This is a genomic window from Skermanella rosea (genome assembly GCF_016806835.2).
Lineage (GTDB): Bacteria > Pseudomonadota > Alphaproteobacteria > Azospirillales > Azospirillaceae > Skermanella > Skermanella rosea.
The window spans coordinates 4427742-4440790 of sequence record NZ_CP086111.1 but is presented as its reverse complement, the minus strand read 5'-3'; the positions used below and the strand labels follow the sequence as shown (position 1 = coordinate 4440790).

The 13049-nt window shown below is 67.2% G+C and carries 8 protein-coding genes; 3 read left to right on the top strand and 5 right to left on the bottom strand.

Going from position 1 to position 13049, the window contains the following annotated elements; translation table 11 throughout:
- Positions 1 to 170 precede the first annotated feature (170 nt).
- Both JL101_RS20725 and JL101_RS20720 read left to right on the top strand, forming a co-directional pair.
- Positions 171 to 1160 (top strand): Rpn family recombination-promoting nuclease/putative transposase, encoded by a 990-nt coding sequence (locus tag JL101_RS20725; protein ID WP_203096551.1) that lies wholly within the window; start codon positions 171 to 173, stop codon positions 1158 to 1160.
- A 338-nt stretch (positions 1161 to 1498) separates the two neighbouring features.
- Positions 1499 to 1672, top strand: coding sequence for a hypothetical protein (locus JL101_RS20720; protein ID WP_203096552.1), 174 nt, complete (start codon positions 1499 to 1501; stop codon positions 1670 to 1672).
- A 226-nt stretch (positions 1673 to 1898) separates the two neighbouring features.
- Here the strand turns inward: JL101_RS20720 and JL101_RS20715 are convergent, their stop codons facing one another.
- Genes JL101_RS20715 through JL101_RS20695 form a run of 5 tightly spaced genes read right to left on the bottom strand, consistent with a single transcriptional unit; the run spans position 1899 to position 9349 of the window.
- Positions 1899 to 3833 carry an alpha-amylase family glycosyl hydrolase gene (locus tag JL101_RS20715; protein ID WP_203096553.1) on the bottom strand — a complete coding sequence of 645 codons (1935 nt, stop codon included), beginning with the start codon at positions 3831 to 3833 and terminating at the stop codon, positions 1899 to 1901.
- Between the two features lie 4 nt (positions 3834 to 3837).
- A complete protein-coding gene (locus JL101_RS20710) occupies positions 3838 to 5208 on the bottom strand; it encodes a cupin domain-containing protein (protein WP_203096554.1) in 1371 nt (456 codons plus the stop codon).
- A gap of 34 nt (positions 5209 to 5242) precedes the next feature.
- A complete protein-coding gene (locus tag JL101_RS20705) occupies positions 5243 to 6421 on the bottom strand; it encodes a cupin domain-containing protein (RefSeq protein ID WP_203096555.1) in 1179 nt (392 codons plus the stop codon).
- 23 nt (positions 6422 to 6444) lie between these two features.
- Positions 6445 to 8313: a GMC oxidoreductase gene (locus tag JL101_RS20700; protein ID WP_203096556.1), complete on the bottom strand. Its 1869-nt coding sequence runs from the start codon at positions 8311 to 8313 to the stop codon at positions 6445 to 6447.
- Positions 8314 to 8326: 13 nt separating this feature from the next.
- Positions 8327 to 9349 (bottom strand): gluconate 2-dehydrogenase subunit 3 family protein, encoded by a 1023-nt coding sequence (locus JL101_RS20695; protein ID WP_203096557.1) that lies wholly within the window; start codon positions 9347 to 9349, stop codon positions 8327 to 8329.
- Positions 9350 to 9814: 465 nt separating this feature from the next.
- Between JL101_RS20695 and JL101_RS20690 the strand changes: the two genes are divergently transcribed.
- Positions 9815 to 12958, top strand: coding sequence for an ATP-binding protein (locus JL101_RS20690; protein ID WP_203096558.1), 3144 nt, complete (start codon positions 9815 to 9817; stop codon positions 12956 to 12958).
- Positions 12959 to 13049: the final 91 nt, after the last annotated feature.

The window sequence follows — 13049 nt, the reverse complement described above, 5'->3', positions numbered from 1 at the left end:
CAGGTTGATGTGGCGCTCCGATGCCGATTGCCTCGGAGCCAGCGCTCCCACACCGCGCCGTGGGGCAAATTCATCGGGTCAGAAGGTCGCAGCAACCGGCCGGGCCTTGCCGATGGTTGCGGGAGTGTGCTGCTGATCGCGCGAGCACTTCCTTCCGGGCACACGCGACGATGCAAGCCTCCGACTCCCTGTACCACCGCCTGTTCTCCGACCCGGTGATGATCGAGCAGCTCGTGCGCGGCTTCCTGCCCGCCGGGATCGCCGCCATACTGGACTTCACCCGGCTCGAACGGGTCAACGCCAAGTTCCATGCCGCCCGCGGCGACCGGCGCGAGGGCGACGTGATCTGGCGCGTGCCGACGCTGGCCGGCGAGATGGTCCACATCTACCTGCTGCTGGAGTTCCAATCGACCCCGGAGCGGTTCATGCCGGTGCGGGTGCAGGTCTATTCCGGCCTGCTCTGGCAGCAGATCATCGCCGGGCGCGCCCTCGCCCCGGGCGGCCGGCTGCCGCCGCTGCTGCCGATCGTGCTCTACGCCGGCGAGGCCCGCTGGGACTGCCCCGCCGACACCGCCGACCTGGTGGCCCTGCCCGAGGACTCGCCGCTCTGGCCTTGGCAGCCGCAGGTCCGCTATCATCTGATCGACGAGGGACGGCTGCGCGCCGAGGACTTGGCCCGGCACGACAGCCTGGTGGCGCTGCTGTTCCGGATCGAGATCTGCGACCGGCCGGAGGACCTGCCCGGCCTGGTCACCCAGGCGGTGGCCTGGTTCAAGGACCATCCGGGCCACGCGACGCTGCGGCTGGCGTTCGGCGATGTGGTGGCGCACGCGGTCGCGGGGCTGGTCGGCGGCCCGCAGGCCGCAACGGTGCCGATGGATATCGAGGAGGTTCAGGGCATGCTGGCGGAACGCATCAAGAAGTGGGAACAGGAGCTGGTCGCAAAGGGCGAAGCCAGAGGCGAGGCCAGGGGCGAGGCCAAGGGCAGGGCCGCCCTGCTCAAGCGCCAGTTCACCCGACGCTTCGGGGCTCTGCCGGAGGATGTGGAACGGTTGATCGATACCGCGACGCCGGACCAGCACGACGCCTACATGGATCGACTGATGGACGCCCAGGCGCCGAGCGACGTCTTCCCCGGCCTCCTCCGCCCCGGCGAGTGACCCGGTTCTCCGGCCGAATCGGACGACTCCCCACTTCATGTCCTGCGATGCGTTGGGCCAAGGCCCAACGCCTGGAACCAAATGTCAAGGCGGGAACAGGAACGGTTTGCCGACCATCCCGGGCACGCCACGTTACGGCTGGCGTTCGGCGAGGTGGTGGCGCACGCGGTCATGGGTCTGTTCGGCGGCCCGCAGGCCGCAACGGTGCCGATGGATATGGAGGGGATTCAGGGCATGCTGGCGGAACGCATCAAGAAGTGGGAAAAGGAACTGCTCGCCAAAGGCTTCGCCGAAGGCTTCGCGGAGGGAAGAGCCGAGGTCATGAGGGCCGGGCCGCGATGCTCCGGCGCCAGCTCACCCGCCGCTTCGGCGCCCTGCCGGCCGGCGCGGAGAGCCTGATCGAGGACGCGACGGCGGAACAGTTCGACGACTACATGTACCGCCTGATGGATGCCCGCGCGCCGGGCGACGTCTTCCTTGAACTCCACCCGGAATCCGGCGGTCAACCGTAGGTCAGCTAGGGCGAAACGGCAGCCGACACCCGTGCGTCGGGCTTTGTCGGGTGCCGCTTCGCTCTGCCCGACCTACGTGGAGCTTGATCCGTACATCCATGTGCAAGACGGCGCGATGTAATTCGCGCGTGGATGACCGGGTCAAGCCCGGTCATGAAGAAAAGGGGTGTTGCTACCATGTTTTGTACTTCCAAGTCCGCCCTGTCGAAAGGGGAGTTTTCTTAGCTCAATCCCCCTGGTCGCGGGCGAATACGAGGAAGGCGTTGGCCGGGACCGTGATGGCGGCCGACCAGGGCAGGCCGTTCAGGCCGGGGCCGTCGGCCAGGACCGATCCGCCGTTGCCGGCCGCGTTCGGGTTCACCCAGGTTTCGTAGAGGTCGCTGTTGAAGACCTCGAACCACCGGCCGGGGGCCGGCATCGGGATCCGGTAGCCGTACAGGGTCGCCTCGTTCAGGCTCGCCACCACCATCACGTCGCGGCCGACGCCCTCCACCCATCGCTGGAAGACCAGCACGCGGGGGCCGTTCTCCATGGAGACGGTGCGGACCCCTTCGCCCCTCAGGGCGGGATGCTTGCGGCGCAGCCAGGCCAGTTCGCGGGTGAACCGGTGGAAGTCGATCATGGTCCTGTCGGTGCCCAGGCCGTCCCAGAAGAGAAGCGCGTCGCGGTGGTTCGGCGGGTCGTCGGCCCAGCGCTTGTCCTCGTAGAACTCCTGGCCCATGAAGAGCATGGGGATGCCGGGGGCGGTCAGGACGAGGCCGGTCGCCACCCGTGACCGGCTGGTCGCATACCAGGTGCGGGTCTGCCGGCTGCCGCCGACGGCGAGGGAAGGGATTCGGGCGTTGCGGTCGCGGTAAACCTCGTCGTGGCTCTCGATGTACTGGACGGCGCGCCAGGCGTCCCGGAAACCGGGGGCGCGGAGCTGGTCCACGACCGGCTGCCAGTCCACGAAGGCATCCCGGCCGCCTGCCGCCTGCTGGATGACGCCGCGGATCGCGGTGCGCAGCCCGTCGTGCCAGTTGGCATGGAATCCGGCGCCGCCCTGGTCCTGCGGGCGGACGACCGAGGGGTCCGGCCCCCAATATTCCGCGATGTTGATGGCGGAAGGGTCCTGATGGGTGAGCGTTTCGTTCAGGTGCTGGCAGAACAGCCAGCCGGAGCCGGCGTTCTGGCGGTCGATCACGGTCACCTGGTCGTAGCGGAAGCCGTCCACATGGTATTCGTCCAGGAAGAACCGGGCATTGTCGATCAGGAACTGGCGCACGTCGCCTTTCCAGAAGGCGAAGACCGGGCCGGTATGGTCCTGCTCCGTGAAGTAGAGGCTGTCGTTGGGGTCCGTGCCGGCGGCGCGGTCGAAGAAATAGATCGATTCCGGCTGGGACCTGACGTCGCCCGAGGCATGGTTGTAGACCACGTCGAGCAGGACCGCGATGCCGTAATGGTGGCAGATATCGACCAGCGCCTTGAACTGGTTGATTCCGACCGCGAGCACGGCGCGGGTCAGCGGCGCCTTGCCCTTCTGGGCGAGAAGCCGGTTCGCCAAGGCGAGATACCGGTCCAGCTCGGCATCCCCGACCTGATAGTCCATCTCGGGCGAGAACAGGTCTGAGCCGTTGTAGCCCATGCTGCGCGAGGTGCTGTATTCGACGATCGGCAGCGGCTCGATCGCGTTGATGCCCAGGTCGGCCAGATATTCGATCCGGTCCAGGACGTCGAGGAACTTCGCGACCCGGTTCGGTCGGTCGGGGCCGTACCAGGTCCCGACATGGAGCTGGTAGATGATCAGGTCGCGGAAATCCGGCGTGCGCCAGCTCCAGTCCTGCCAGGGGAAGCTGCCGGCCGAGCGGAGGATGCAGTCGGGGTTGGGCCAGGCGACCGTCAGCTCCCGGGCGTAGGGATCCCGCTTGAAACCTTCGGTGCCGTCGCCGGTGACGTAGAATTTGTACTTGTCGCCGTCCCGCGCGTTCGGCACGAACCCGGTCCAGCGGCCGTCGCCCTGCCTGACCAGGAGGGAGGAGTCGTCCCGGACCCAGCCGTTGAAGTCGCCGCAGACATGGACCATCCTCGCGCGCGGCGCCCAGACGCGGAACGTGGCGCCGTCCTGGACCAGGTTCGCCCCCATGGGCGTCGCCGGCGTGATGTGTTGCTGGGATGCGGGCATCGGATCAGTCGTACCCCCCGAACATGAACAGCTTGATCTGCTCGTCCGTATGGTTGTACAGGGCGTGCAGTTGGCCGGTCTTGCAGACGGCAAGGTCGCCCGCCTCCATCTGGCGCAGCTCGAACGCGCGCTCCCGGTCGGGGAACTTGCACCAGTCGCCCACCAGCATCAGAGCGCTGCCTTCCATCAGCAGGAACACCTCCTGATTGTCGCGGTGACGGTGGATGCCGATGCCGCAGCGGCTGTTGAGCAGGTGCAGGTCCATGTAATCGACGGCCATGAAGCGCTCCAGCTTCGGGCCGGCGGGCTTGGGTCCCGCGGCCTGCTGGCCGTTCCAGGCCTCGGCGCCGAAGTTCCAGGAGTTCAGCTCGCGGCCCAACTCGGGCTCCCAGCGGTTGCCCAGCACCGATCTGCGCCTGTCCTCCAGCGAGAAATAGTTCGACAGCAGGTTGCGGTATTCCAGGAAGCCGACGCCGCCGTGGGGATGCCGGCTCTGCCCGACCTGCAGGTAGTTCCGCCACCCGCGAAACAGCATGTTGAACTTGTAGGTATAGTTGCCGCCGCCATTGTTGTCCCAGACCTGGAGGGAGTCGTTCGCCCAGGCGACCTCCACCGTCACCGGGAGCACCGGATGCAGGGTGTGGTCGGTGGCGCGCTGTATCATGTCGACCGGGGCGGGATCGTTGGTTTGGGCGATCGCCCGGTTCGCCTGGTCGCGCTCCCCGCTGACGGCAGGCCCGTGGAAGGCCGAGCGCTCGCCGCGGACGAGGGAGGCGTCGGCGACGATCGCCCCGGTCTCGAGGGCCGCGCGGCCCTTGTCGCCCAGCCGGCCGGACAGGTCGCGGCCCGGATAGGCCCAGATCTCGATCTCGTAGCGGTCGGTGCGCGGATTGTAGGGCACCAGGATGGGGAAGGAGGTGGCGTTGCCGCCGACCTTGATCCAGGCGCGGATGGTCGATTTCAGCGGCGAACCCGCCTCTGCCGCCTTGGTGGCGAGCCGGGTGAAGGGGCTGGCCGAATAGGAGAGCTTGAGGAAGCTGCCCTCCCAGGGATCGGCGCTGGCATAGCCCCGGGCGAGCCAGCAATCCTCCAGATTGAAGTCGGCGACGTTCTGCTTCTGGAAATCCTGCTTCTCGTCTTGGCTCCGCGGGTCGAGCACGCCCGAGTTCGGCGGCCTGGGGCCGTAGAGCGCCAGATCCTTGAAGGGGAACAGGAAGTCGAGGCTGCCGGCGTCGTAATGCTCGCGGTCGGCCGCCAGTTCCGCCTTCGCCCAGACCTCCATCATCCTCAGGATCGGGTTCCGCTCCTGGTAGTCGGGACCCTGTCCCGGGGAAACCGCGATGTTGTTCCGGATTTCGGCTTCGAAGATCTGCATGGACGTCATCCTGTGCCGGGTCGGGGGCTCTTGTTCAGGCGCTCTGGTAGAGGAATGCGACGAACCGCAGGGTCTGGGTCGCGTGGGTATTCCGGATGCCGTGGACGCCGCCGCTCTTGGTGAAAATGACGGAGCCCGCCTTCACGTCGAGCGGCCGCACCTGCTTGGGATCGAGCCCGAACACGTGGCGGTCCTCGACCGGGTGGGTGTCCGGCAGATCGGGATGGTCGGCGGCGCCCATGTAGGCGATGCCTTCGCCTTCGTACACGAAGTAGAGCTCCTCGCTGCCGATATGCTGGTGCGTGCCTTCCACCACCCCGGGCGGCACCGCCACCTCGTGGAAGAAGACCATGGAGGAGGAGAACTCGTCCTGGAGCAGCCAGCGCATCTCCAGGATGTTGTCATCCCTGGCGTCCGGGTTGCCGGGAAGCATCATGGCGTTGCGGTAGCGGACCGGCGCCACCTTCTTGACGTCCGGGATGAAGAAGCCCCGGCGGAAGTTCAGGGTGTAGGTCCCTTTCTGAATCGTGTTGCCGTCGCTGCTGGGGTCGTTCGTGTTCGGGACCTGGAGATTGCGGAAATAGAAATTGTCCTTCGCCACCTCGGTGTCGGGCAGGAAATAGCCGGAGGTCTCGGTGACGTCGTCCTCCAGGAACTCCAGGTCCACCTCGCGGATCAGCTTCATGTCCGCCATCCTGGCCGACAGCTTGGGGATCTTGGTGATGGCGCCGTTGCGGCCCATCTGGGTCAGCACCTCGATGTCGTGATGGTCGCCCTCGCCGGGTTCCAGCGTGTTCCAAAGCTCGACCTGGTAGGCGTCGACCCAGGGGCAGTAATAGAGCCGGATGACCGGATCGTCCTGGTTCAGGAACTGGGCCTGGCTCAGGTCGCGCTGCTCATCGTCGAGCCACAGGCGGATGCGCGCCCGGACCGCCGATCCGCCCAGGCGGTTCTTCACCCGCATCGCCTCGACCAGCCGGGCCGAGCGGTACTCGACCCGCAGGAAGTTGGTGTACAGGACCGAGTCCTTGTAGACCTCGCCCTTCAGGACGGTGATGTCCGCCTTGGTGCGGACCTCCTGCACATTGTAGCGGTAGCGTTCGGACCGCGTCGCGTTGAGGTACTGGTCGTGGTAGATGCGGTCGGGGAAGAACACGACCTGGAAGACGCTTGCGCTCGGGTCGTTGAAGATTTTCTGGAACCGGAAATCCATGGCCGTTCCTCGATCCGTCCTGGTTAGATCACCTGCTTGAGAATGTCGGCGACGCGGAACGAATTCGCCTGGATCGTCAGCGTCGGGTTGCCGCCGCCCGACGTCGGCATGAAGCAGCCGTCGGTGACGTAGAGATTGTCGATGTCCCAGACGCGGCAGTCGGGATCCAGAACCGACGTCGCGCGGTCGGTGCCGAAGCGCGCCCCGCCCAGGATGTGGTTCGCGATGCGGACGCCCTGGCCGTAGACGCTGCCTTCGCCGATGACGCCTCTGTTCCACGGGATATTCTGGCCCTCCCGCATGGTTCCGGGAATGCCCGCCAAGAGGATGTCCTCGCACACGCGGGCCAGGGTGTCCATGACGTGGCCGTCATGGGGGTGCCAGTCCTTGACGACCCAGGCGCTCTTGCGGTTCCACTTGTCGCGCACGTCGCTCAGCCGGATGCGGTTCTTCCGCCAGGGGACCTGGTTGGCCATGAAGCTGACGCTCAGCCGGGTGCCGAAATCGGCGTTCATCCAGTCGAGGATGCCCTCGCCGGTCTTGGCGGGGTCGTTGTCGAAGCCCTGCCACCAGGTATCCAGGTCGTTGGCTCCGTCCGTCCGCGCCAGGGTGACGGGCAGGGACTGGTCGGACGTGTTGTTGTAGATGGCGGCGCCGGCCCACAGGTTCTTGTCGCGCAGGAAGTCGAGCCGGCTCGTCCAGTCCGTGGCGTAGTCGCTGTCCAGGGACTGCGTCTTGTCGAACCGCCTGCCGTCCGGGATGCTGACCTCCGCGCCGCCGAAGCAGTGGGTCAGGAAATACCGGCCGAGGGGAGTGCCGTCCTCGTCGTGGCGCAGGAGCTTGCCCAGTCCGGTGGGGTCTTCTTCCGCCGACAGCATCAGCAGCCGCACGGACTCGATCGCAGAGCAGGCGACCACAACGATCTTCCCCTCGACGCTTTTCGGGAACCCGCTGGCGTCGCGGTAATGGACCTTGGAGATGCGCTTGCCGCTCGCCTCCAGGTGGGTGACGGTGCAGTTGGCCCGCAGGTCGATCCGGCCGGGATGCGTCCGCATGGCGGGGCGAAGCAGGGAGACCCAGGTGTTCGACTTGTAGCCCAAGGGGTCGCCGTAGCGGTTGACATAGCCCGTCTTGACCCAGCCCGGCGTCGGCCGTCCGCTGGGGGCGTGGGCCTCGGTGATGACGGCCAGCGGCGTGCGGTAGACCTGGGCGCCGATGCTCTTCATCCCGCTCAGGGCCAAGTCGCTGATCGGGTTCGGAGCGACCGGCGTCTGGTAGCAGTTCTTCGGAAACTTCTTCTCCTGGGCTTGCGCGCCGGTCTGCACGTCGGTGACAGTTCCGTTGATGCCGACCAGCGTCTCCGCCTTCTCGTAATAGGGCAGCAGGTCGTCGTAGCCGATGGGCCAGTCCCGGATGTCCACGTCGGGATCGGCGTAGGGATCGTTCGGCAGCCCGGCGGGACGGTCGGCCGAGGCCAGCTTGAAGTCCCGCTCCGGGAAACGAAGGGAAACGGCGCCGTAGAGCTGGGTCCCGCCGCCGACGACCTGGGCGGTATAGCCCTCGACCGTGACGCGGGGGTCCTGCTCGTCATGCCCGGACCACAGGTGCGGCTCGTCGTTCAGGTCGGGCTCGATGTGGCTGGAATAGAAAGGACGGTTCGTGTTGCCGACGCCGCCCCAGTTGATGCGCTTCTCCGGCCCGGCGTTGAGCAGTTCGTCCCGCTTGAAGTCGCTGAAGCCGCCGGCCGGATTGTCCTCCTGCGTCCGGAGCTTCGGGCCCTTCTCGAGGACCAGGATGCGCAGGGCCCGGCCTTGCAGGGCCGCCAGTTCCGCCGCGATCGGCGCGCCGCCGGCGCCGCTGCCGATGATGACGATGTCGTATGTCTCAGCCACGCGCCCGGCCCTCCTAGCCCACATACTCGTTGTTGGTCCCGAGCGGCTTCTCGATGGCCTTGCGCCAGTCGAAGACGCTGTTGCCGGCCTGATCGCGGAAGCGCTCCTCCAGGAAGCGCCAGCCCAGGGCCATCGCGTTGCCGCCGTATTTCGGATGGGAGAAGGCGCCGAGGAAGACGTGCCTGCGGACCATGCGGAGGAAGTGCGAGGGGTTCTCGTAGGCCGACGCGTTCCAGCCCGGCACCTGGCCCCACATTTCGCCGTAGAGCCTGGTGAAGGCATCCTTGCTCACCTTCTCCGGCTCCGAATAGGGCTCCCGCTGGCGCAGGATCTTCTCGATCTCCCGCAGGCAGATCGCATAGTCGATCCGGTTGTGCCGCTCCTCCCGGGCCAGCACCTTGTCGATGAAGTTGACGACCCCCACGGCCTGGTCCAGTTCGTAGACATCCTTGGGCAAGGGATTGCCCGGCGACCGGAGGAACTCCTCCGCGGCATCGGTCCGGAACGGCAGGATATGCTGCACGAACCGGCCCAGGAGCCGGCGCTCATGGATCTGCAGGACCAGCGGCGTGGTCGTTTCCTCCGTGAAGAAACGCGACCAGACCCGACCGTCGCCGTCCGTCTCGGTCTGCGGGTTGATGCGGTCCTGATGGTAGGCGCCACCGACCTGGAACAGGTATCTGTGGCAGGTCCGCTTCGGGATCCGGAGCGTCACATGCCAGTACAGGGAATCCGGGATCTCGCGCAGCGGGATCCGGTCGTACAGGGCTCGGAAGGTCCCGATCAGGCCGACGGCGTCGGGGCGAGGCTCGTCCATTTCCCGGCGCCAGACGAAGGTGACCTGGTTGAACTCCGGCTGCCGGTCGGACTCGATGGCCGGAAAGCGCCAGCCTTCGCTGAAGCGTCCCCGCGGATCCCCGGCCAGGTGCCCGTTGTAGGAATGCCGGAGGTCGGAGTTCAGCCGCGCCAAGTGCTTCGCGCACAGATCAAGGACATGATCGTCGTCAGTCGTTTCGACAATGGTGGCAAACGTCATGATCCCTCCGGGATGGAAAGACTGTACTGCGTCAAGTCGAGCGCTCATGGGGATCCTTGGGTTCCGCGGGTCGGGTGCGGTTTCGCTTTGCCCGACGGACGGTTTCTCAAGGCTGCACGGTTACTGTCTGAGGCATATGTATTCGAGATTGTTACTATCAAACCGGCCCAAGATATTCATGGAATTGGTTGTATGTACCGAAGTGGAGAGGCCTATTTTCAAGGAGACCATCGGTCCCGCCGGATCGTCCTGACCAGCCACCTGCTCTTTGGTGACACGCCGAAAGCGGAATAGGATGCCGGTCGAAGCGTGCGGTACGCTGCCGACGACCATGGCGCGACGCTTTCTTCCAGAGTCAGGTGTATCCTAGTCCAGTGTAGCGAGAGAGATTCCCCGATGAAATGCCCTGCCTGCGGCCATCAAGACCAGCGCGGGGATTTCTATTGTCGCCATTGCGGGACGGCCTTGAGGACCCGGAGCCGGGACGGGGAGGCACTGCGGCCGGAAGGGCAGCGCCGGCAGATCACGGCCCTGTTCTGCGACATCGTCGGATCGACCGCCCTGTCGGAGCAGCTGGACCCGGAGGACATGGTCAATGTCATCCGGGCATACCGTGACGCCTGCACCGGTGTCGTCGAGCGGTTCGACGGCTGGATCGCCCGGCATCTGGGTGACGGCATCCTGATCTATTTCGGCTATCCCGCGGCCCAGGAGGACGACGCCGAGCGGGCGGTCCGCACCGGCCTGGGCCTGGTCCGGGCCGTCGCCGGACTGGTGCTGCCGTCGAGGACCGGCCTGCGCGTCCGCGTCGGAATCGCGACTGGCCTGGTGGTCGTGGACGATCCGGCCGACCGGTCCGCCCTGGAGGAGCGGATGGTCATCGGAGGTCCGCTCAACCTGGCGGCCCGCCTGCAGACGCTGGCCGAGCCGAATTCGGTGGTCATCGCGGAGACGACGCGCCGGCTGATCGGCAGGCTGTTCGACTGCGCCGACCTGGGCGACCGGGAGTTGAGGGGCTTCGCGAAACCCGTGCGGGTCTGGCGGGTGGACGGCGAAAGGAACGTGGCAAACCGTTTCGCCGCCCTTCACGAAACGGGAGCGACTCCGCTGATCGGCCGTGAGGAGGAGTTCGCGCTGCTGGCGGACCGCTGGCGCCGGTCGGAGAGGGGCGAAGGCCAGGTGGTGCTGCTCGGCGGAGAACCCGGCATCGGCAAGTCGCGCATGCTCCATGAACTCTCGCGCAACCTCGACATCCCTCCGGACGGCCGGCTCGAGTTCTCCTGCAGTCCGCAGTTCCGGCATACCGCCTTCTTTCCCGTGATCGAGACGCTTGAGCGGGAGGCCGGGTTCGCGGCCGACGACAGGCCGGATCGCCGGCTCGACAAGCTGAGGGCCATGCTCGCCCGGTCGGGTTGCCTTGGCGACGGAGCGCTGCAGCCGATCGCGTCCCTGCTGTCGATCCCGGTCGACGATCGGGGCCGGCCGGTCGTCCAGGAGGCGAGCCAGCGCAGGGAACTGATGCTCGAAGCCCTGGCGGCCCATTTCGCGGGGCTGGCTTCCCGCCGGCCCCTGCTGCTGCAGTTCGAGGACGTGCATGCCGCCGACCCGAGCACCCTGGACCTGCTGACGCTGATCATGGATCGCGCCCGGTCGTCGCGGCTGATGGTGATCGTCACGTTCCGGCTGGACTTCGACCCGCCCTGGACGGAGGACGCCCGGCCCAACGTCACCGGCGTCGTGCTGAAACGGTTCACTCCCGCGCAGTCGGCGATGCTGGTGAACAGCGTCGCGCATTGCGGAACGCTGCCCGACGGGGTGGTCGGCAGGATCATCGGCCGGGCCGACGGCGTCCCCCTGTTCATCGAGGAACTGACGAAGGCGGTGATCGAAGCCAGCGTTCCCGGCGACGGGAGCGGGCATCCCGGCCTTGCGGCGACGACGATTCCCGCCACCCTGCAGGATCTGCTGATGGCCCGCCTCGACCGGCTGGCCCCGGGCAAGGAGGTGGCGCAGATCGGCGCCGTGATCGGGCGGGAGTTCTCCTACGATATGCTGGCCGCGGTCTCCGACCTGGACGACCGCGCCCTGCGCGATGCCCTGGACCAGCTCACCGGAGGAGGACTCCTGCTGTCCCACGGGACTCCGCCCGGGGCGACCTACAGTTTCAAGCACGCGCTGATCCAGGAGACCGCCTACCAAGCGCTGCTGCGCGGCAAGCGGCAGCAGCTGCATGGCCGCATCGTCCGGACCCTCGTCGAGCAGTTTCCGGATACCGTCCGGAGCCGGCCCGAACTGGTCGCCCGCCATTACGAGGAATCCAGCCAGTTCCGGGAAGCCGCCCGGTATCGGCTGATCGCCGGGCAAAGGGCGCTGGCCCAGGCGGGCAGCCTCGAAGCCGTCGAGCAGGTGAACGAGGGATTGCGCCTCCTCGCCGGACTGCCCGAGGGGACCGGGCGGGATCGCCTGGAGATCCCGCTTCAGATCACGCTCGGGGCGGCCCTCGCCGCCACCAAGGGTCTGGCGGCCCCGGAGGTGGGCGGAGCCTATGCCCGGGCGCGGCAGCTGTGCGAACAGATCGGCGAAAGGGCGCAGCTCCTGACCGTCCTCTACGGCCAGACCGAATTCCATCTCGGCCGCGCCGAACTGAGGCATGCGCTCGCCATCGCCAAGGAGCTGCTGGCCGAGGCCGAGCAGCAGCGGGAAACGCCGGCCCGGCTGACGGGCCACAGCGCGGTCGGCGTCATCTCCTTCTACCTCGGACAGCTCGAAGCCGCGGGCAGGCACCTGGAACAGGCGATAGCGCTCCACGACCTGCCGCAGAACCGGTACCTTCCCCTGGTGCAGCCCTACAACCACCGCATCAAATGCCTCGGGTTCCTGTCCTGGAACCTGTTCAGCCAGGGCTATCCCGACAGGGCCGTCGAGCGGCAGCGGGAGGCGCTCACCCGGGCCAGGCTTCTGTCGCACCCGGCCACCCTTGCCTTCGCGCTCGAACAGGCCAGCGACTTCTCCGCCTATGCGGGGGCTCCGGAGCAGGTGGCCGACCTGACCGGGGAACTGATCGGGCTGGCGTCGGACTGCGGCTTCGCCTCGGCGCTGGCCGCGGGTCGGATTCTCCGGGGATGGGCGCTGGTCCATCTGGGCCGGATCGCCGAAGGCATGCCGATCATGCAGGAGGGAATGACGGCCTATCGGGCGACCCGCGGCGAACTCGGCATTCCCTTCCATCTCGCCCTGTTCGCCGAAGCCCTGAGCAAGGCGGGGCGGGCGTCCGAAGGACTGGTGCTCATCGACGAGGCGATCGAGCGGGCGGAGCGCTGGGAGCTCGGGTCGCAGGCGGAACTGCAGTGGCGCCGGGGCGAGCTGCTGATCGCGGTCGACCAGGTCGCCGCGGCCGAAGCGGCCCTGCGCCGGGGGCTGGACATCGCCCGCCGGCAGAACGCCCGGATGCGCGAACTGCGCGCCGCGACCAGCCTCGCCCGCCTGTGGCGCCGCCGGGGCCGACGCCGGGAAGCGCGGGAGCTCCTGGAGCCGATCTATTCATGGTTCCGGGAAGGTCTGGATACCCGCGACCTGAGGAACGCCCGGGCGGTCCTGTCCTGGACGTGACGACGGCCGGTTCCGGTCCGGTCGGAGCGAAATCGATCAGGGGTCGCGGCAAACGGGGTATGACGTCACCTCGGGCGAGACCGGACGGCCC

Excerpts from the sequence above, each read along its gene's own strand:
- JL101_RS20725 (WP_203096551.1), top strand. The coding sequence starts at position 171 with ATGCAAGCCTCCGACTCCCTGTACCACCGCCTGTTCTCCGACCCGGTG.
- JL101_RS20715 (WP_203096553.1), bottom strand. The coding sequence starts at position 3,833 with ATGCCCGCATCCCAGCAACACATCACGCCGGCGACGCCCATGGGGGCG.
- JL101_RS20695 (WP_203096557.1), bottom strand. The coding sequence starts at position 9,349 with ATGACGTTTGCCACCATTGTCGAAACGACTGACGACGATCATGTCCTT.
- JL101_RS20720 (WP_203096552.1), top strand. The coding sequence starts at position 1,499 with ATGCTCCGGCGCCAGCTCACCCGCCGCTTCGGCGCCCTGCCGGCCGGC.
- JL101_RS20705 (WP_203096555.1), bottom strand. The coding sequence starts at position 6,421 with ATGGATTTCCGGTTCCAGAAAATCTTCAACGACCCGAGCGCAAGCGTC.
- JL101_RS20710 (WP_203096554.1), bottom strand. The coding sequence starts at position 5,208 with ATGCAGATCTTCGAAGCCGAAATCCGGAACAACATCGCGGTTTCCCCG.